This is a genomic window from Streptomyces paradoxus, assembly GCF_014202475.1.
Taxonomy (GTDB): Bacteria; Actinomycetota; Actinomycetes; order Streptomycetales; family Streptomycetaceae; genus Streptomyces; species Streptomyces paradoxus.
This window is the reverse complement of the sequence record NZ_JACHGV010000014.1, coordinates 119675-139094: the sequence shown is the minus strand read 5'-3', so window position 1 is coordinate 139094 and position 19420 is coordinate 119675. Positions and strand designations below refer to the sequence as shown.

The window sequence follows — 19420 nt, the reverse complement described above, 5'->3', positions numbered from 1 at the left end:
CATGACCGCACCCGAGGGACCCCGCGCACACCGGACGTACGACGCCGTCATCGTCGGCGGCGGCCACAACGGCCTGGTGGCCGCCGCCTATCTGGCCCGGGCCGGCCGCTCCGTGCTGGTCCTGGAGCGGCTGGACCACACGGGCGGCGCGGCGGTGTCCACCCGGCCCTTCGCCGGGGTCGACGCCCGGCTGTCCCGCTACTCGTACCTGGTCAGCCTGCTGCCGAAGAAGATCGTCCGGGACCTCGGCCTGGACTTCCGGGTCCGCACCCGCACCGTCTCCTCCTACACCCCCGCCGAACGCGACGGGCGGCCCACCGGTCTCCTCGTCGGCGGCGGCGAACGGCGCACCCGGGAGGCGTTCACCCGGCTCACCGGCTCCGACCGCGAGTACCGGTCCTGGCAGGCGTTCTACGGCATGACCGGCCGCGCCGCCCAGCGGATCTTCCCGACCCTCACGGAGCCGCTGCCCACCCGCGACGAACTGCGGGGCCGCCTCGACGACGAGGAAGCCTGGCGGACGCTCTTCGAGGAGCCGATCGGCACCGCCGTCGAAGCGCGCTTCGAGGACGACCTGGTGCGCGGCGTCGTCCTCACCGACGCCCTCATCGGCACCTTCGCCGACGCCCACGACCCCTCCCTGAAGCAGAACCGCTGCTTCCTCTACCACGTGATCGGCGGAGGTACCGGCGACTGGGACGTACCGGTCGGCGGCATGGGAGCCCTCACCGACGCCCTCGCCGGCACGGCCCGTGCGGCGGGCGCGGTCCTCGCCACCGGCCACGAGGCGCTGCGCATCGCCACGGACGGCCGAACCGCCGAGGTCACGTATCGCACGGACGCTGGTGAAGGCACCGTCGCCGCCCGCCACGTCCTGGTGAACGCCTCACCGCAGGCCCTGGCCGAGCTGACGGGCGACACGCCCCCGGCACCCGCCGAGGGCGCCCAGCTCAAAGTCAACATGCTGCTCAAGCGGCTGCCACGGCTGCGCGACAGCTCCGTCGACCCGCGGCAGGCCTTCGCCGGCACCTTCCACATCGCCGAGGGCTACGAGCAACTGGCCGCCGCCCATGCCCAGGCCGCCGCCGGCGAGCTGCCCGCCGCGCCGCCCTCGGAGATCTACTGCCACTCGCTCACCGACCCGACCATCCTCGGGTCCGGCCTGGCCGAGCAGGGCTACCAGACGCTCACCCTCTTCGGCCTGCACACCCCGGCCCGCCTGTTCGAGCGGGACAACGACGCCGTACGCGAGGACCTGCTGAAGTCCACCCTCGCCCAGCTCGACGCCCACCTGGCCGAACCCCTCGAGGACTGCCTGGCCACCGACGCCGACGGACGCCCCTGCATCGAGGCCCGGACCCCGCTCGACCTGGAGCGCGACCTCGGCCTGCCCGGCGGCAACATCTTCCACCGCGAGCTGAGCTGGCCCTACGCCCAGGACGGCACCGGCCGCTGGGGTGTGGAGACCGGGCACGCCAACGTGCTGCTGTGCGGGGCCGGAGCGGTGCGCGGGGGCGGGGTCAGCGGGGTGCCGGGGCACAACGCGGCCATGGCCGTGCTGGAGAACACCCCCGGGTGATCCCTCAGTCGGACGATCGCTCCCACCCCACGCTCCGCAGACGCGCCGCGTCCGCCGGGCGCGACTCGTCGAACAGGACGCCCCCGGCCGCCTCGACCCGCAGCGCGTCCACGTAACAGCCGCGCCCGACGTACAGCCGGTCCGTCGCGTACCGCCAGCGCAGGGCGAGCTCCCGTGCGGCGGGAACGTCCGCGGCGAGTGCGTGCCAGACGCGTCCGGACCAGCCGGTGACCGACCCCGAAGGGTGCCGCTCGGGGTCCCGACCGCGGCGGGACGTCGTGAAGGGCACCGGCTGCCAGGTCGTGCCGCCGTCGGTCGTGGCCTCCAGGACCAGGAGGTCGGACGCGGGCTCGGTGTCCCACCACAGCGCGCAGCGCAGCCGCGCCCGCCCGGCGGACGTGTCGAGCACGGGGAGCGAGAGGGTCGCCGTCGAGGAGACCGCCATCCCGGAGAACCAGGCCGTGCGTCCCCGCGCCGGCCGGACCGGCACGGCCCGCGCCATGTTGTTCGCCGCGGCGACCCTGGGCGCCGAACCGGAACGCCAGCTCCGCACCGGATGGACGGAGTTGCCGAGAACGACGAGGAATGAGTCGGTCGTCGGGTCGAGCACCAGCGAGGTGCCCGTGAACCCGGTGTGCCCCGCGCTGCGCGGTGTGGCCATCGCACCCATGTACCAGTGCTGGTAGAGCTCGAATCCGAGGCCGTGCTCGTCCCCGGGGAAGGCGGTGTTGAAGTCGGTGAACATCAGCTGGACCGACTCCGGCCCCAGGATCCGGGCCCGCCCGTAGACACCGCCGTTGAGCAGCGTACGGCCGAGCACCGCGAGATCCCACGCGTCGGAGAACACACCCGCGTGGCCCGCGACCCCGCCGAGGCCGAAGGCGTTCTCGTCGTGCACCTCGCCCCACACCAGGCCCCGGTCGAGCCCGGACCACGGCGCCCGCGCGTCCTCCGTGGCCGCGATCCTCGGCCGCCAGGACGCGGGCGGGTTGTAGCGGGTGCGGCGCAGGCCGAGCGGCGCGGTGATCTCGTCCCGGAGCAGGGCGTCCAGGGTGCGGCCCGTGATCCGTTCCAGCACGAGCTGGAGCGAGATGAGGTTCAGGTCCGAGTACAGGTACGCCGTGCCCGGTGCGCTGACCGGCGCCTCGTTCCAGATGCGCTGGAGCTTCTCCTCGTACGTCGGCGCGCTGTACAGCGGGATCCAGGCGCGGAAACCGGAGGTGTGCGTGAGGAGCTGGCGGATCGTGATGTCCTGCTTGCCCGCACGCGCGAAGTCCGGCAGGTAGGAGGCGACCTTCGCCTCCAGCTCCAGTGCGCCGCGCTCCATCTGCTGCACGGCGAGGATCGAGGTGAACAGCTTCGAGACCGACGCCAGGTCGAAGACGGTGTCCTCGGCCATCGGGATCTGCTCGCCGGGCGGGAACTCGATACCGGTGTCGGTCTTCTCGTCGTAGGCCCGGTAGCGCACCGCCATGCCGATGGGCCGGTGCAGCGCGACCGTGCCGCCGCGTCCGGCGAGCAGGACGGCGCCCGCGTACCAGGGGTGCTTGGGGGAGGGCCCGAGGAACGCCTCCGCGTCGGTGACGAGCCGGCGCAGGTGGGAGGAGAGGAGCCCGGCGCGGGCGGCGGAGCCGTGCCGCAGGGTGGGGTGGCGGCCGGCCCCCGCCGGAGCGGCCGGGGCGGGCCCGGCGGGGAACGGGGTGAGGGCGAGCGCGCCGCCCAGGGCCATGCCCGCTCTGCCTAATTGACGCCGGGTCAGTTCACCGCTCGCCGGGCTGTCGGTCACCGCACGCATCCCTTCGTCTCCACCGTCTCGCCTGTCCCGTGCAGTATGTCCGCCGCGCGTCTTGGCCCATAGACCGCGCGCACGAACCAAGCGCGGCCTGAATCTGACGGAGCATCAGAAAACCCCTTCCGTCCTCCGGAGGACTCCGGCATCCTGCGCCCATGCAGACGGAGCTGAGCCAGGAACTGGGAATCGAGCACGCCGTCTTCGGCTTCACGCCGTTCCCCGCCGTCGCCGCGGCCATCAGCCGGGCCGGTGGCTTCGGCGTGCTCGGCGCGGTCCGCTACACCGCCCCCGACGAGCTCAGACGCGACCTGGACTGGATCGAGGCACACGTCGGCGGAAGACCGTACGGCCTGGACGTCGTCATGCCGGCGAAGAAGGTCGAAGGCGTCACGGAGGCCGACGTCGAGGCGATGATCCCCGAGGGCCACCGGCAGTTCGTCCGGGACACCCTCGCCAAGCACGGCGTGCCCGAACTCGCCGAGGGCGAGGCGTCCGGCTGGCGCATCACGGGCTGGATGGAGCAGGTCGCCCGCGGCCAGCTCGACGTCGCCTTCGACTACCCGATCCGGCTCCTCGCCAACGCCCTCGGCTCCCCGCCCGCCGACGTCATCGCCCGCGCCCACGACCAAAGCGTCCTCGTCGCCGCACTCGCGGGCAGCGCCCGGCACGCCCGCAAGCACCGGGACGCCGGGATCGACATCGTCGTGGCGCAGGGCTACGAGGCGGGCGGCCACACCGGCGAGATCGCCTCCATGGTGCTCACCCCCGAGGTCGTCGACGCCGTCGCCCCGCTGCCCGTGCTGGCCGCCGGCGGCATCGGCAGCGGGCAGCAGGTGGCCGCCGCGCTCGCCCTCGGCGCCCAGGGGGTGTGGCTGGGCTCCCTGTGGCTGACCACCACGGAAGCGGACCTCCACTCGCCCGCCCTGACCCGCAAGCTCCTCGCGGCCGGCTCCGGGGACACCGTCCGCTCCCGGGCGCTGACGGGCAAGCCCGCACGCCAGCTGCGCACCGAGTGGACCGACGCCTGGGACGACCCGGACGGGCCCGGCACCCTGCCCATGCCGCTGCAGGGACTGCTGGTCGCCGAGGCCGTGTCGCGCATCCAGAAGTACGAGGTCGACCCGCTGCTCGGCACCCCGGTCGGCCAGATCGTCGGCCGGATGACCAGCGAACGCAGCGTCCAGGCGGTCTTCGACGACCTCACCCGCGGCTTCGAGCGGGCCGTGGACCGCGTCAACCGCATCGCCGGAAGGAGCGGACAGTGAACACCCGAGCTCCCGTGGGCTTCTGGGCCCAGGCCACCGCCGACCCCGACCGCGCGGTCCTGGTCGCCCCCGACGGCGAGGAGTGGACCGCCGGACGGCTGCACGCCGCCGCCAACCGGCTCGTGCACGGCCTGCGCGCGGCCGGGCTGGAACGCGGCGACACCTTCGCGGTGGTCCTGCCCAACGGCGTCGAGTTCCTCACCGCGTACCTCGCCGCCAGCCAGGCCGGGTTCTACCTCGTTCCCGTCAACCACCACCTGGTCGGACCGGAGATCGCCTGGATCGTCTCCGACTCCGGCGCCAAGGTGCTCCTCGCCCACGAACGCTTCGCCGACGCGGCCCGCCACGCCGCCGACGAGGCAGGCCTCCCGGCCACCCACCGGTACGCCGTGGGCACGGTCCAGGGCTTCCGCCCGTACGCCGAACTCCTCGACGGCCGGCCCGGCTCGCCCCCCGGCGACCGCACCCTCGGCTGGGTCATGAACTACACCTCGGGCACCACCGGCCGCCCCCGCGGCATCCGCCGCCCGCTGCCCGGCAAACCACCGGAGGAGGCGTACCTCGGCGGGTTCCTCGGCATCTTCGGCATCCGCCCGTTCGACGGCAACGTGCACCTGGTCTGCTCGCCGCTCTACCACACCGCCGTCCTGCAGTTCGCCGGCGCGTCCCTGCACATCGGCCACCGGCTGGTCCTCATGGACAAGTGGACGCCCCAGGAGATGCTCCGCCTCATCGACGCCCACCGCTGCACCCACACCCACATGGTCCCCACCCAGTTCCACAGGCTGCTGGCCCTGCCCGGCGAGGCGAAGGACCGCTACGACGTCTCCTCGATGCGCCACGCCATCCACGGCGCCGCGCCCTGCCCCGACCACGTGAAACGGGCCATGCTCGACTGGTGGGGGCCCTGTGTGGAGGAGTACTACGCGGCCAGCGAGGGCGGCGGCGCCTTCGCCACCGCCGAGGACTGGCTGAAGAAGCCGGGCACCGTCGGCAAGGCCTGGCCCATCAGCGAACTCGCGATCTTCGACGACGACGGCAACCGGCTGCCGCCCGGTGAACTCGGCACCGTGTACATGAAGATGAACACCGGCGGCTTCTCGTACCACAAGGACGAGGCCAAGACCCGCAAGAACCGCATCGGCGACTTCTTCACCGTCGGCGACCTCGGCCACCTCGACGAGGACGGGTACCTCTTCCTGCGCGACCGCAAGATCGACCTGATCATCTCCGGGGGCGTCAACATCTACCCGGCCGAGATCGAGTCGGCCCTGCTCGCCCACCCCGCCGTCGCGGACGCCGCCGTCTTCGGAATCCCGCACGACGACTGGGGCGAGGAGGTCAAGGCGGTCGTGGAACCGGCCGAAGGACACCGCCCCGGACCGGCCCTGGCCGCCGACCTCCTCGACCACTGCGCCCACCGGCTCGCCGGATACAAGCGGCCCCGGAGCATCGACTTCATCACCGAGATGCCCCGCGACCCCAACGGCAAGCTGTACAAGCGGCGGCTGCGGGAACCGTACTGGGAGGGCCGGACACGCCCGGTGTGAGCGCGCCCGGCCCCTCGCACCACGGTCAGCGGCGCTCGTGCACCCGCACGACCTTCAGCTTCGGCGAGGACAGGATGTCCTTCTCGCAGAAGCGCGACGTCACCCACCGCTCGCCGGAGAACAGCCGGGTCTGGTCGGCGTAGTGCGGCGACTTCGGGTTCGACGACTGGGAGTACGTCAGCAGTGTGCGCGCCACCGGGCAGCGACTGCCGTCCCAGCCCACCGCCTGGAGGTGGCTGGAGCCGAACGGTACCTCCGTATAGCCCCCGGCGGCCGCGTCCCACGTCGGCTCGATCACGTTCCACACGCCGAGCCGCCCCGCGCCGCCCGGTATGGGCAGGCGCTTGCCGTCGCGGACGACGAACTGGTGCGTGCCGAGCGGCGCGTCGAGCGCGATCCCCGCGCCCCGCAGCTCGCCCACCGCGTCGGCGAGGGCGGCGGGGAAGCCGGGAGCGTCCGTGTTCAGGGTGTTCGGGGTGCGGACCGGGTCCGCCGCCGAGAACGGCACCTTCCACAACCGGTCGGCGGGCACCGCCTGTTCGAGCCTGCGCCAGAACCGGTCGAAGAGCAGCGCTCCCCGGCTCCCGGTGTCCATGGTGCGGTCCCACGCCTTCAGCACCCCGCAGGCCTCCGACACGTCGACGGCCTTGCCGTCGCTGCCCGTCGCCGCACCCCCGGGCAGCGCGGCGCACGCCCGGGCCACGTCACCGGCGGCGAGATCACCCGTCGGCACCCGGTTGGCGAACTGCTGCCGCTGCAGGTCGCGTACGGTCAGGCCGCCGCGGTCCGCCATCGCCGCCACGTCCTCGATCGCGCCACGGGTCCGCAGGCCGAGCTGTGTGCCCACCGTGCCGAAGACCCGCTCGTAGCCGGTGAGGGGCCGGTCGGCATTCGTCATCCACGCGGTGCCGTTGGAGTTCTCGGCGTACGGGGCGTCCTTCAGGGTCGGCATCCTCGCCGGGCCGAAGATCCCCGGCACGACGGCGTCGGAGTCACCGCCGAGGGCACAGTCGCCGCGCGAACCGTCCAGGATCGCGATCCCGGACGCCGGGTACGTGGTCCTGCCGAGCTCCGTCGAGCAGCGCCGGGCCACATCGTCGGTGATCCGGGGAAGTACCTGCGACTGGGTGAAGAGGGAGTGCCCCGCGCGGTCGGCGGCGAGTGTGTTCACCCAGGGGATGCCCTGGTGCCGGTCGAGCGAGGCGAGGACGTCGGCCGTGCTGCGCGCCTTGGCGAAGCCGAGCGAGGTGTCGGCGAAGCGGAGGTTCGCGGCGTTGGGGTCGTTGAGGGCGTACGCCGTCCGGCCCAGTCCAGGGCAGCGGGACCTGGGGGCTGAGGGACGTGACGACCGGGCCGTAGCGCGTCCACCACTGGGTGCGGGTGACCGGCGTGCCGTCCTTCACCGCGACCGTCACGGTCCGCTTCTTCATGCGCTCCGGCCTGCCGTCCACGAGGTACGACGTGGGATCGGCCGGATCGAGCGTCAGCTGGTGGAAGTTGGCCGGGATGCCGGTGGAGACCGTGTGGCTCCACGCCACATGTGCGTTGAACCCGATGGAGATCGCCGGGGTGCCGAACAGGGATCCGCCGGACACGTTCAGCTCACCGGGGATCGTCTGCTGCGACTGCCAGAACCGGCGCCCGCCGTCCCACGGGTAGTGCGGGTTGCCCAGCAGCAGACCACGGCCGTTCGCCGTCGTGTCCCCGCGGAAGACGACCGCGTTGGAGCCCATGCCGGGGTCGCCCCACAGCTCCTCCGCCGCCTTCGCCACGGCCTTCGCTCCCGGCGTGCGGGCGGACGGCGTAGTCGTCTCAGACGACTGCGCATCATACCCTCCAACATCGTCGGGGGATGGAAGTGCCGACGGTACACATCTGATTCGAACGTCTGTCGGCTTCATGACACCGGACGCCATCGGCGGCGGCAGGGTTGCCCGTGGCCGGTCCTCGTCCCTGACTCCCGGCCTGCCCGGGGTCCTTGACCTCCTCGTGCGGTGAACCGAGGATCATGTGTCATGACGACGCCCGGACACGGCAGCACGGTCGACGCAGTTCTGCGGCGCAGCGCCCGGCGCACACCGGCGCGGGTCGCGGTGGAGTACGCCGAGCGGACCTGGACGTACGACGAACTCGACACCGCCGTCTCCCGCGCGGCGAGCGTCCTCCTCGACCAGGGGCTGACCCCCGGGGACCGGGTCGGCGCCTACGGCCACAACTCCGACGCCTACCTGATCGCCTTCCTGGCCTGCGCGCGCGCCGGACTGGTGCACGTACCCGTCAACCAGAATCTGACCGGCGACGACCTCACCTACATCGTCGGCCAGTCCGGCAGCTCGCTGGTCCTCGCCGACCCGGATATCGCCGCGCAACTGCCGGACGGTGTACGGACGTTGCCCCTACGGGACGCCGACGACTCGCTGCTCGCGAGGCTGCCCGGGGCGCCCGCGTACGACGGCCCCGAGCCGCGCACCGAAGACCTCGTGCAGCTGCTGTACACGTCCGGCACGACCGCTCTGCCCAAGGGCGCGATGATGACGCACCGCGCCCTGGTGCACGAGTACCTGAGCGCGATCACCGCCCTCGACCTCAGTGCGGGCGACCGCCCCGCGCACTCCCTGCCGCTGTACCACTCGGCACAGATGCACGTCTTCCTGCTGCCCTACCTGACCGTCGGTGCGACGAACATCATCCTGGACGCACCCGACGGCGACCGGCTCTTCGACCTGATCGAATCGGGCCGCGTGGACAGCCTGTTCGCGCCGCCCACCGTCTGGATCTCCCTGGCAGGCCGCCCCGACTTCACCACCCGCGACCTGAGCGGTCTGCGCAAGGCCTACTACGGTGCGTCGATCATGCCGGTCCCCGTACTCGAACGGCTCCGGGAGCGCCTGCCGGGCCTGGCCTTCTACAACTGTTTCGGCCAGAGCGAGATCGGCCCCCTCGCCACGGTGCTCGCGCCCGACGAACACAAGGGCCGCATGGACTCCTGCGGCCGGCCCGTCCTGTTCGTCGACGCACGCGTCGTCGACGAGGACGGCAAAGACGTCCCCGACGGCACCCCCGGCGAGATCGTCTACCGCTCACCACAACTGTGCGAGGGCTACTGGGACAAGCCCGAGGAGACCGCCGAGGCCTTCCGCGACGGCTGGTTCCGCTCCGGTGACCTCGCGGTACGCGACGCGCACGGCTACTACACGATCGTCGACCGGGTGAAGGACGTCATCAACTCCGGTGGCGTCGTGGTCGCTTCACGCCAGGTGGAGGACGCGCTGTACACCCACCCCGCCGTCGCCGAGGCCGCGGTCGTGGGCCTGCCCGACGAGCGCTGGATCGAGGCCGTGACGGCCGTCGTCGTCCCGCGCGGCGACGTCTCCGAGGCGGAACTGATCGACCACGTCCGAGGGAAGCTCGCCCCCTTCAAGGCGCCGAAGCGGGTGGTGTTCGTGGACGAACTGCCGCGCAACGCCAGCGGGAAGATCCTCAAACGGGAACTGCGGGACGGTCTCGGGAAGCGGTAGCGCACCCGAGACCGTCCAACCCGGTTGTGCCGGACCGGACCAGGACACCAGGATCGGCGCATGCCGATCTTCAGCGCCCCGGACGGAACCCGCCTCACCTATCACCTGCGCGGCGAGGGCGAGCCGCTCGTCGTGCTGCCCGGCGGCCCCATGCGGGCCTCCGCCTACCTGGGGGACCTGGGAGGCCTGGACGCCCACTGGCAGCTGGTGCTGCTCGACCTGCGCGGCACGGGGGAGTCCGAGCTGCCGGCGGACCCGGGCACGTACCGCTGCGACCGGCTCGTGGACGACGTCGAGGCGTTGCGGGTCCATCTGCGGCAGGAGCGGATGGACGTGCTCGCGCACTCGGCGGGCGGCAGTCTCGCCATGCTGTACGCGGCCCGGCACCCGCAGCGGCTGGGACGGCTGGCACTGATCACCGCCATACCGAGGGCCCTGGGCATGCCGGCGACGGCCGAGGACCGGCTGACGGCGGCCCGACAGCGGGCGTCCGAACCGTGGTTCGCGGACGCGTTCCCGCCGTTCGAGGCCTGGCTGGAGGGCAGGGGCGACTTCGACCCGGCGTTCCTCCCGTTCTTCTACGGGCGGTGGGACGACACCGCCCGGGCGCACGCCTTCCGTGAGGAGGCCGAGACCAACGACGACGCGGCAGAGGTCTACGGTGCCGACGGCGCCTACGAACCGGACGCCACACGTGATGCGCTCGCCCGGGTGAGAACCCCCGTGCTCGTCCTGGCCGGTGGAATGGACGGTGGCCCGACCCCGTCGCTCGCCCGGCAGACCGCACAGGCTTTCCCGGCCGCCGAGTTCGCGGTGCAGCCGGGCGCCGGGCACTACCCGTGGCTCGACGACCCGGAGCGGTTCGTGCGGCGCGTGGCCGGCTTCTTTTCCTGACGCGGGGGACACCCTCTGCTGTCGGCAGAGCGACCCCGGCCGGGCAGCACCCGTCGCCTACCGTGCCGGTATGGACAACCGACCCCTCACCGTACGGGCGAACGGCATCACGCAGGCCTAGTCTGGGGACCGCAGGACGCCCCGCCCCTCCTGCTGTTGCACGCCCGCGGGGCCGACGGCACCGACTGGGCGGAGATCGCCCCCGCCCTGGCCACGGGGGCGGCTGGGCCCCGCCGGGTGTACGCGCCCGACCTGCGCGGACACGGCCGCAGCGACTGGCCCGGCGGATACGCGTACGAGACCCTGCGCGACGACGTTCACACCTTCCTCGGTGCGCTCGGCATCGAGCGCGCCGACGTCGTGGGCCACTCGCTCGGCGGCGCCGTCGCCTACCTGCTCGCACAGCGCGGCCCGGGACTCGTCCGGCGGCTCGTCCTGGAGGACGTGCCCGCGCCCTTCCCGCTGGACCCGCCGCGCCCACCCGCCGAACGGCCCGGCGGGGACCTGCCGTACGACTGGGCGATGATCCTCGCCACCGACGAACAGCGCAACGCACCGAACCCCGAGTGGTGGGACCACATGGGGCGGATCACAAGCCCCACACTGCTGATCGGCGGCGGGCCGAGCAGCCTGATCCCGCAGGAGCAGATCGCCGCCTTGGCCGAACTGCTCCCCGACGCCCGGCACATCACCGTCGACGCCGGGCATCTCGTGCACGAGGCCCGCCCGGCGGAGTTCCTCGCGGCCGTGGAGGACTTCCTCAGCCCTGCGGACCGTACGCCGTCATGAAGCGGTCGCGGAACTTGTCCATGCCCCACCGGGGGGCGTTCGCCGCCGGCTTGAGGCCGTCCGTCCAGTTCCAGTCGGCGACCCGGTCCAGGACCTTCTTGTCCTTGGCGACGATGGTGATCGGCACGTCCTTGCCGGTGTCCCCGGCGGTGACGGTCGGCACCGGCTGGTGGTCGCCGAGGAAGACCAGCACCGTGTCGTCGTCGCCGTAGCGCTCGACCCACTCGGTCAGGCTCCGGATCGAGTACTCGATGGCCCGCCGGTACTCGGTGCGCACCTTCTCCGGGTCCTTCCAGACCTCCGTTGGGTTGGTGCCCTCCTTCTTGATCCGGTGGAACACCGAGCCGTCACCCAGGTCGTCCCAGTCGATCATCCGCGCGATGGGGGACCAGGGGTTGTGGCTCGACGCCAGGATGATCTCCGCCATGATCGGCTCGCGGTCCTTCTTGCCGTGCTCCAGCCGCTGGAAGGCCTCCATGCTGAACTGGTCGGGCACGGGCGTCCAGCTGAAGTACGGGCCGTGGTAGCCGAGGTGCTCGGAGTCGTAGATGTGGTCCAGGCCGAAGTACTTGCCCTCCGGCCAGGCCCGCCGCACCCCCGGCACGATGCCGACGGTCCGCCAGGCGCCCGTCTTCCCGAAGTAGTTCGTCAGCGTCATGCGATCGCTCGTGGTCAGGTTGCGGTACCGCTGCTGGTTCTTGATCCACAGCCCGGACAGGAAGGTCGAGTGGGCGAGCCAGCTGCCCGCGCCCGTCACCGGCGACTGCAGCCAGCCGCTGCGCGACTCGAACCCGGCCGCCTTCAGCCGGCCGGTGCCCTCCGTGAGGACGGCGTCGGTCTGCTGCGCCATAGCCGGATCGTCGATCGCGACCCGGCCGTAGCTCTCGATGAACGTGAACAGGACGTCCTTGCCGCGCAGTCCCGTGAGCAACTGGTCGGGCGGCGTCTTCGCGAAGGCGTCGACGGCGGCCTGCTTCTCGAAGACCCGTGCGTCCTTCAGGCCCGCCCGGACCTGCTCCACCCGGTTGCCCAGGAACTCCGCGTTGCCCTTGGTGGCGATCGGCACCGTGCCGATCTGCAGGCCCAGGGTCATGGAGGTGATCCACGCGGTGCCGAGGATCAGTGTCGTACGGGCGGCGACGGGCCGGTGCCGGACCATCAGGTGGGTCAGCCGCACCACGGCGAGGGTCGTGAGGACCAGCACCGCGACGAACAGGACGATCACGCCGGTCACGGCCAGCACCTGGCCGGTCCGGCCGAACGTCTCCCTCAGGAAGTCCGTGCCGTTCTCGATCAGGATCCAGTCCAGGACCAGATCGAAGGGGCGGGCCAGGATCTGGTAGAAGCCCATGTCGACGAACTTCAGGATCGTGACCAGCCCGAGGAACGCGCCCATGACCACGGCCGTGATCCGGCGGGCCTTCGGCGGCAGGGCGAGCAGCAGGCCCGCGAGGAGCACGCCCTCGGCGGGAATCCTGACGAACGAGGCGAACTCGATCTTGTCGACCTGGTTCGGCACGAGCAGCGCGAACAGCACGAGGGCACCGGCCAGCACGGTCGTCCCCACGCTGACGCCGCGTGCCGCGCAGGGGTAGCGGCGCCGCCAGCCGAACCAGCCGGGCTTCGTCGCAACGGGGGGCGGGTCGGAAGCCGGGCCGGGGACCGTGCCCGATCCTGCGTCCGCAGATGTGACCGGCTCCGCCTCCCGAGCGGTGTCCGGCTCCGCCTCCACAGCCGTGTCCGGCTCCGCCTCCGGAGTCGTGTCCGGCTCCGCCCCCGGAGCGGTGTCCGGTTCGGCCTTCGGTGCGGTGTCCGGCTCCGCCTCCGGAGTCGTGTCCGGCTCCGCTCCCGGTGCGGTGTCCGGTTCGGCCTTCGGTGCGGTGTCCGGCTCCGCCTCCGGAGTCGTGCCGGGTTCCGTCCCCGGCTTCTCCGCCTCGGTCCGTTCCGCTGCCGGTTCCTTCTCCGCCGTGTCGTCATCCGGTTCCGCCCCGCCCTCGGTCGTGTCCGGGAGCTGACGGGAGCGAGTGAAAGGCGACACCCGGTGGTCCTTCCGTGCGGTCTTGCTGGCATGGCTGACAGAGCCCGGAGTCCGAGCCTGCCACCACCAGTACGTCCGCACGTCACCCGGGGTTCAATGTTCCGGCCGGAGAATCACCCGTCCGCAGCCACCGCCACCTCCCGGGCCCACCGATAGTCCGCCTTGCCGCTCGGCGACCGCTGGATCGACGCGGTGATCACCAGCCGGCGCGGGAGCTTGTAACCGGCGAGCCGGTCACGGCAGTGCGTGCGGATGTCCTCCAGCGACAGCCTCGCCGCTCCCTCGCGCAGTTGCACCACCGCCGCCACATGGTGGCCCCACCGGGGGTCCGGCACCCCGGCCACGAGCGCGTCGTAGACGTCCGGATGGGACTTGAGGGCCTGCTCGACCTCCTCCGGGTACACCTTCTCGCCGCCGGTGTTGATGCACTGCGAGCCCCGGCCCAGGACGGTGACCACGCCCTCCTCGTCGACGGTGGCCATGTCGCCGAGCAGCACCCACCGCTCACCGTCCCTCTCGAAGAAGGTCGCGGCGGTCTTGGCCGGGTCGTTGTAGTAGCCGAGCGGCACGTGTCCGCACTGGGCGATCCGGCCCACCTCACCGGCCGGCACCGGCGCGTACGTGGCCGGGTCGACCACCTGGGTACGGGCGTTGACCCGCACCCGGAAGCCCCGCTCCGGGCCGGAGTCCTCGGTCGCCGTCCCGTTGAAGCCGGACTCCGACGAGCCGAAGTTGTTCAGCAGCATGGCGTTCGGCACCAGCTCCTGGAACTGCCGGCGCACCGTGTCCGACATGATGGCGCCGGACGACGACACACTGAACAGCGACGAGCGGTCGATGTGCCGCAGCGGACCGCTCAGCGCGTCGATGAGCGGCCGCAGCATCGCGTCCCCCACCAGCGAGATGCTGCTGACCCTCTCCTTCTCCACGGTCCGCAGCACCTCCTCGGGCACGAACTTGCGGTGGATCACGACCCGCTGCCCGAAGTTGAAGCCGATGAACGCGGTGAGGGTGGAGGTGCCGTGCATCAGCGGGGCCGTCGGGAAGAACGTGATCCCCGCGCCTCCGGCCGCGACCCGCTCGGCGAGCTCCTCCGGCTTCTTCACCGGCTCCCCGGTCGGGGCGCCCCCGCCGAGGCCCGCGAAGAACAGATCCTCCTGCCGCCACATCACGCCCTTGGGCATGCCGGTCGTCCCGCCGGTGTAGATGATGAACTGGTCGTCGCCCGAGCGGGCCGGGAAACCGCGCTCGGGCGACCCGGCCGCCTCCGCCTGCGCGAACTCCACGCAAGGCACCTCCGCGGCTCCGGGCGGCGGAGTGCCCACCCGGATCAGATGCCGCAGCTTCCCGGCCCGGGGACGCGCCGCCGCCACCCGGTCCGTGAACTCGGCGTCGAAGACCAGCGCCGCCAGGTCCGCGTCCCGGTAGAGGTACACCAGCTCCTCTGCCACATATCGGTAGTTGACGTTGACCGGTACGATCCGCGCTTTCAGGCAGCCCAGCACCGTCTGCAGGTACTCCACGCCGTTGTAGAGGTGGAGCCCGAGGTGCTCACCGGGGCGTATCCCGCTGTCGAGCAGGTGGTGGCCGACGCGATCGGCCGCCGCGTCCAGTTCCGCGTACGTCAGCCGGCGCTCCGCGCCCGTGCCGGGGTGGTCGGCGTACACCAGCGCCTCACGGCCGGGGACGACGTCGACGACCGACTCGAACAGGTCGGCAAGGTTGTACTCCACCGCTCCTCCTGACCCCGGGCGTGCCTGGCATCGGACGGTTCGCCGGTCATCAGAGCAAAGGGCGGTCCAACTGTGAAGGGTCCACGCGAAAGAATCTGACTGACTGTCAGAAAACCCTTGAAGTGCTTCCCGCCCTACTGCAACCTGTTCTCGTTCCAGAGAGGGGAGTTCGCCATGGGCGGGACGGAACACCTCACCGTGCAGCGCGAAGGCGCCACACTGGTGCTCACGCTCAACAGGCCGGAAGCCAGGAACGCGCTCTCACTGCCGATGCTCGTCGGCCTCCACGACGGATGGCTGGAGGCCGACGCCGACGACTCGGTCCGCTCGATCGTCTTCACCGGCGCGGGCGGCTCGTTCTGCTCCGGCATGGACCTCAAGGCCCTCGCCGGGAACGGCATGGCCGGTCAGGAGTACCGCGACCGGCTCAAGGCCGACCCCGACCTGCACTGGAAGGCCATGCTGCGCCACCACCGCCCGCGCAAGCCGGTGATCGCCGCCGTCGAGGGGCCGTGCGTGGCGGGCGGCACCGAGATGCTCCAGGGCACCGACATCCGGGTCGCCGCCGAGTCCGCCACCTTCGGCCTGTTCGAAGTGCGGCGAGGCCTGTTCCCGATCGGCGGCTCCACGGTCCGCCTGCAACGCCAGATCCCGCGCACCCACGCCCTGGAGATGCTCCTCACCGGCCGCTCCTACAGCGCCCGCGAGGCCGCCGCCGCCGGCCTGGTCGGTCGCGTCGTCCCCGACGGCACGGCACTCGACAAGGCGCTGGAGATCGCCGAGCAGATCAACGCCTGTGGCCCACTGGCCGTGGAAGCCGTCAAGGCCTCGGTCTACGAGACCGCCGAAATGACCGAACAGGACGGCCTCGCCGCCGAACTGACCCGCGGCTGGCCGGTCTTCGGCACCGCCGACGCCAAGGAGGGCGCCCGAGCCTTCGCGGAGAAGCGACCACCCGTCTTCAAGCGCGCGTAGCGCTGTGCCGGAGATGGCCGGTTCCGAGCTGCGGGTCGTCTGTGGCCGAGCGCGCAGTTCCCCGCGCCCCTGAGGGGGCGCCCCGTGCACGCCGATCACGAAGGAGGCAGGCCCTCGATGTCCGTAGTTCTCAAGGCGCCGCTCGTCGTCGAATTTCCCTTCACTCGCTCCCTCGGCCCTGTCCAGAGTGCCTTCCTGACCGGTCTGCGGGAACGGGTGATCCTCGGAGTGAGGACGCGCGACGGCCGCGTCCTCGTCCCGCCCGTCGAGTACGACCCCGTCACCGCCGAGGAACTCGGCGACCTGGTCGAGGTCGCCCCCACCGGCACCGTCACCACCTGGGCCTGGAACCCCGCCCCCCGCCGCGGCCAGCCCCTCACCACGCCCTTCGCCTGGGTCCTGGTCCGCCTCGACGGCGCCGACACCGCCCTCCTGCATGCCCTCGACGCCCCCGGCCCCGCCGCCGTGCACACCGGCATGCGGGTCCGCATCCGCTGGGCGGGCGAACGCACCGGCGCCATCACCGACATCGCCTGCTTCGAGCCCTACGACGGCCACCGGGCCGAACCGACGGGACACACGGGCGAGTTCGAGGATCCCGTCACCGGCATCGTCGCCGCCGCCCGCCTCGACTACACCTACTCGCCCGGCCGCGCCCAGACCGCCTACATCAACGCCCTCTCCGGCCGGCGCACCATGGGCGAGCGCTGCCCGTCCTGCCGCAAGGTGTACGTCCCGCCGAGGGGCGCGTGCCCCACCTGCGGGGTCGCCACGTCCGAGCAGGTCGAGGTGGGACCGCGCGGCACCGTGACCACGTTCTGCATCGTCAACATCAAGGCGAAGAACCTCGACATCGAGGTGCCGTACGTCTACGCCCACATCGCCCTCGACGGCGCCGGCCTGGCCCTGCACGGACGGATCGGCGGCATCCCCTACGACGAGGTCCGCATGGGCCTGCGCGTCGAACCCGTCTGGACCGAGGACGCCCGCTACCCGGACCACTACCGGCCCACCGGCGAACCCGACGCGGACTACGACACCTACAAGGAGCTGCTGTGACGAGCGCACCGCGGGACCGTGAGATCGCCGTCGTCGCCTTCGCCCAGACCGACCACCGGCGCACCAGCGAGGAGCTCTCCGAAGTGGAGATGCTGATGCCGGTGCTGCACGAGGTCCTCGACCGGACCGGCCTGAAGACCGCCGACATCGGCTTCACCTGCTCCGGCTCCAGCGACTACCTCGCCGGCCGCGCCTTCTCCTTCACCCTCGCCCTCGACGGCGTCGGCGCCTGGCCCCCGATCTCCGAGTCGCACGTCGAGATGGACGGTGCCTGGGCCCTGTACGAGGCCTGGACGAAACTCCTCACCGGCGACGCCGACACCGCCCTGGTCTACTCCTACGGCAAGTCCTCGCCCGGCTCCGTCCGCGACGTCCTGACCCGCCAGCTCGACCCCTACTACGTGGCACCCCTGTGGCCCGACTCCGTGGCCCTCGCCGCCCTCCAGGCCCAGGCCCTCATCGACGCCGGCGACACCGACGAACCCGCCCTCGCCGCCGTCGCCTCCCGCAACCGCGAGGCCGCCGCCGCCAACCCGCACGCACAGCTGCGGGGGCCCGTGCCGCGGGGCGACCACATCGTCCAGCCCCTGCGCACCGGCGACTGCCCGCCCATCGGCGACGGCGCCGCGGCCGTGATCCTCGCGGCGGGGGACCGGGCCCGTGACCTGTGCGCACGCCCCGCGTGGATCCGCGGCATCGACCACCGCATCGAGGCGCACGGCCTCGGCGTGCGCGACCTGACCGATTCGCCGTCCACCCGCCTGGCCGCCGAGCGGGCCGGAGTCTTCGAGCGGCCCGTCGACACCGCCGAACTGCACGCGCCGTTCACCGCGCAGGAGATCGTCCTGCGCAAGGCCCTCCGGCTGGGCGACGACGTGGACGTGAACCCCTCCGGCGGGGCCCTCGCCGCCAACCCGATCATGGCCGCCGGCCTCATCCGCATCGGAGAAGCCGCCGCCCGCATCCACCGCGGCGAGTCCGACCGCGCCCTCGCCCACGCCACGTCCGGCCCCTGCCTCCAGCAGAACCTGGTCGCCGTACTCGAAGGGGAACCCCGATGAGCAAGGAGCCCGTGGCCGTCGTCGGCATCGGACAGTCCAGGCACGTCGCGGCCCGCCGGGACGTGTCCCTCGCGGGACTGGTCCGGGAAGCGGCCCTGCGCGCCCTCCAGGACGCCGAGCTGACCTGGGCCGATATCGACGCCGTCGTCATCGGCAAGGCGCCCGACTTCTTCGAGGGCGTCATGATGCCGGAGCTCTACCTCGCCGACGCCCTCGGTGCCGTCGGCAAACCCATGCTCCGCGTGCACACCGCCGGCTCCGTCGGCGGCTCCACCGCGCTCGTCGCCGCGAACCTCGTCGCGGCCCGCGTGCACGGCACGGTCCTCACCCTGGCCTTCGAAAAACAGTCCGAGTCGAACGCCATGTGGGGCCTGTCCCTGCCCATCCCCTTCCAGCAGCCCCTGCTCGCCGGGGCCGGCGGGTTCTTCGCGCCGCACATCCGCGCCTACATGCGCCGCAGCGGCGCGCCCGAGACGATCGGTGCCCTCGTCGCCTACAAGGACCGCCGAAACGCGCTCAAGAACCCCTACGCCCACCTGCACGAACACGACATCACCCTCGACAAGGTCATGGCCTCGCCCATGCTGTGGGACCCGGTCCGCTACTCGGAGACCTGCCCCTCCTCCGACGGCGCCTGCGCCATGATCCTCACCGACCGCGCCGGAGCCGCCCGGGCGCCACGACCGCCCGCCTGGATGCTCGGCGGCGCGATGCGCAGCGAACCGACCCTCTTCGCCGGCAAGGACTTCGTCTCCCCGCAGGCCGGACAGGACTGCGCCGCCGACGTCTACCGGCAGGCCGGGATCACCGACCCCCGCCGCGAGATCGACGGCGCCGAGATCTACGTGCCGTTCTCCTGGTACGAGCCCATGTGGCTGGAGAACCTCGGCTTCGCCGGCGAGGGCGAGGGCTGGAAGCTCACCGAGGCGGGCGTGACCGAACTGGACGGGGACCTGCCCGTCAACATGTCGGGCGGCGTGCTGTCCACCAACCCGATCGGCGCCTCCGGCATGATCCGCTTCGCGGAAGCGGCGCTCCAGGTGCGCGGTCAGGCCGGAGAACACCAGGTGGACGGGGCGCGCAGGGTCCTCGGACACGCCTATGGCGGCGGCTCGCAGTTCTTCTCCATGTGGCTCGTGGGCGACCGTCCCCCGGACTCCTGAAAGG

General features: G+C 72.0%; 13 protein-coding genes and 1 pseudogene. 10 read left to right on the top strand and 4 right to left on the bottom strand.

What is annotated here, in order from left to right; all coding sequences use genetic code 11:
- Position 1 precedes the first annotated feature (1 nt).
- Positions 2 to 1579: a phytoene desaturase family protein gene (locus tag HNR57_RS33815; protein WP_184566261.1), complete on the top strand. Its 1578-nt coding sequence runs from the start codon at positions 2 to 4 to the stop codon at positions 1577 to 1579.
- A 4-nt stretch (positions 1580 to 1583) separates the two neighbouring features.
- Here HNR57_RS33815 and HNR57_RS33810 read toward each other — a convergent pair whose 3' ends face one another.
- Positions 1584 to 3374: a serine hydrolase domain-containing protein gene (locus HNR57_RS33810; RefSeq protein ID WP_184566259.1), complete on the bottom strand. Its 1791-nt coding sequence runs from the start codon at positions 3372 to 3374 to the stop codon at positions 1584 to 1586.
- A gap of 152 nt (positions 3375 to 3526) precedes the next feature.
- Here HNR57_RS33810 and HNR57_RS33805 point away from each other — a divergent pair, with 152 nt between their 5' ends.
- A complete protein-coding gene (locus HNR57_RS33805) occupies positions 3527 to 4636 on the top strand; it encodes an NAD(P)H-dependent flavin oxidoreductase (protein ID WP_184566257.1) in 1110 nt (369 codons plus the stop codon).
- The gene (locus HNR57_RS33800) at positions 4633 to 6186 is read left to right on the top strand and encodes an acyl-CoA synthetase (protein WP_184566255.1); all 1554 of its coding nucleotides are present in this window, start codon (positions 4633 to 4635) and stop codon (positions 6184 to 6186) included. Before HNR57_RS33805 ends, HNR57_RS33800 begins: the two co-directional genes overlap by 4 nt.
- Before the next feature lie 25 nt (positions 6187 to 6211).
- Here HNR57_RS33800 and HNR57_RS33795 read toward each other — a convergent pair.
- A pseudogene (locus tag HNR57_RS33795) lies at positions 6212 to 7991 on the bottom strand (penicillin acylase family protein); the annotation flags it as partial.
- Positions 7992 to 8201: 210 nt separating this feature from the next.
- On the opposite strand from HNR57_RS33795, the gene HNR57_RS33790 reads away from it, so the two are divergent.
- The 3 genes from HNR57_RS33790 (at position 8202) to HNR57_RS33780 (ending at position 11387) form a co-directional block, all read left to right on the top strand.
- Positions 8202 to 9704: an acyl-CoA synthetase gene (locus tag HNR57_RS33790; RefSeq protein WP_184566253.1), complete on the top strand. Its 1503-nt coding sequence runs from the start codon at positions 8202 to 8204 to the stop codon at positions 9702 to 9704.
- Between the two features lie 60 nt (positions 9705 to 9764).
- Positions 9765 to 10598 carry an alpha/beta fold hydrolase gene (locus HNR57_RS33785; RefSeq protein ID WP_184566251.1) on the top strand — a complete coding sequence of 278 codons (834 nt, stop codon included), beginning with the start codon at positions 9765 to 9767 and terminating at the stop codon, positions 10596 to 10598.
- A gap of 156 nt (positions 10599 to 10754) precedes the next feature.
- On the top strand, positions 10755 to 11387 hold the full coding sequence (locus tag HNR57_RS33780) for an alpha/beta fold hydrolase (RefSeq protein ID WP_376772318.1): 633 nt from the start codon (positions 10755 to 10757) through the stop codon (positions 11385 to 11387).
- Here HNR57_RS33780 and HNR57_RS33775 read toward each other — a convergent pair.
- Positions 11359 to 13425 carry a sulfatase gene (locus HNR57_RS33775; RefSeq protein ID WP_184566249.1) on the bottom strand — a complete coding sequence of 689 codons (2067 nt, stop codon included), beginning with the start codon at positions 13423 to 13425 and terminating at the stop codon, positions 11359 to 11361. The two genes, HNR57_RS33780 and HNR57_RS33775, sit on opposite strands and share 29 nt — an antisense overlap.
- 113 nt (positions 13426 to 13538) lie before the next feature.
- A complete protein-coding gene (locus tag HNR57_RS33770) occupies positions 13539 to 15158 on the bottom strand; it encodes an acyl-CoA synthetase (RefSeq protein WP_184566247.1) in 1620 nt (539 codons plus the stop codon).
- 174 nt (positions 15159 to 15332) lie between these two features.
- On the opposite strand from HNR57_RS33770, the gene HNR57_RS33765 reads away from it, so the two are divergent.
- From HNR57_RS33765 to HNR57_RS33750, 4 genes are all read left to right on the top strand, one after another.
- The gene (locus HNR57_RS33765) at positions 15333 to 16133 is read left to right on the top strand and encodes a crotonase/enoyl-CoA hydratase family protein (RefSeq protein ID WP_184566245.1); all 801 of its coding nucleotides are present in this window, start codon (positions 15333 to 15335) and stop codon (positions 16131 to 16133) included.
- 117 nt (positions 16134 to 16250) lie between these two features.
- Positions 16251 to 17192, top strand: a complete 942-nt coding sequence (locus tag HNR57_RS33760) for a Zn-ribbon domain-containing OB-fold protein (protein ID WP_184566243.1) — start codon at positions 16251 to 16253, stop codon at positions 17190 to 17192.
- Positions 17189 to 18253, top strand: a complete 1065-nt coding sequence (locus HNR57_RS33755) for a thiolase family protein (protein ID WP_184566234.1) — start codon at positions 17189 to 17191, stop codon at positions 18251 to 18253. Before HNR57_RS33760 ends, HNR57_RS33755 begins: the two co-directional genes overlap by 4 nt.
- A complete protein-coding gene (locus HNR57_RS33750) occupies positions 18250 to 19416 on the top strand; it encodes a thiolase family protein (protein ID WP_184566232.1) in 1167 nt (388 codons plus the stop codon). The genes HNR57_RS33755 and HNR57_RS33750 overlap by 4 nt, the downstream gene beginning before the upstream one ends.
- The last annotated feature ends 4 nt before the right edge of the window (positions 19417 to 19420 follow it).

Excerpts from the sequence above, each read along its gene's own strand:
- HNR57_RS33815 (WP_184566261.1), top strand. The coding sequence starts at position 2 with ATGACCGCACCCGAGGGACCCCGCGCACACCGGACGTACGACGCCGTC.
- HNR57_RS33810 (WP_184566259.1), bottom strand. The coding sequence starts at position 3,374 with ATGCGTGCGGTGACCGACAGCCCGGCGAGCGGTGAACTGACCCGGCGT.
- HNR57_RS33805 (WP_184566257.1), top strand. The coding sequence starts at position 3,527 with ATGCAGACGGAGCTGAGCCAGGAACTGGGAATCGAGCACGCCGTCTTC.
- HNR57_RS33790 (WP_184566253.1), top strand. The coding sequence starts at position 8,202 with ATGACGACGCCCGGACACGGCAGCACGGTCGACGCAGTTCTGCGGCGC.
- HNR57_RS33785 (WP_184566251.1), top strand. The coding sequence starts at position 9,765 with ATGCCGATCTTCAGCGCCCCGGACGGAACCCGCCTCACCTATCACCTG.
- HNR57_RS33765 (WP_184566245.1), top strand. The coding sequence starts at position 15,333 with ATGGGCGGGACGGAACACCTCACCGTGCAGCGCGAAGGCGCCACACTG.
- HNR57_RS33760 (WP_184566243.1), top strand. The coding sequence starts at position 16,251 with ATGTCCGTAGTTCTCAAGGCGCCGCTCGTCGTCGAATTTCCCTTCACT.
- HNR57_RS33750 (WP_184566232.1), top strand. The coding sequence starts at position 18,250 with ATGAGCAAGGAGCCCGTGGCCGTCGTCGGCATCGGACAGTCCAGGCAC.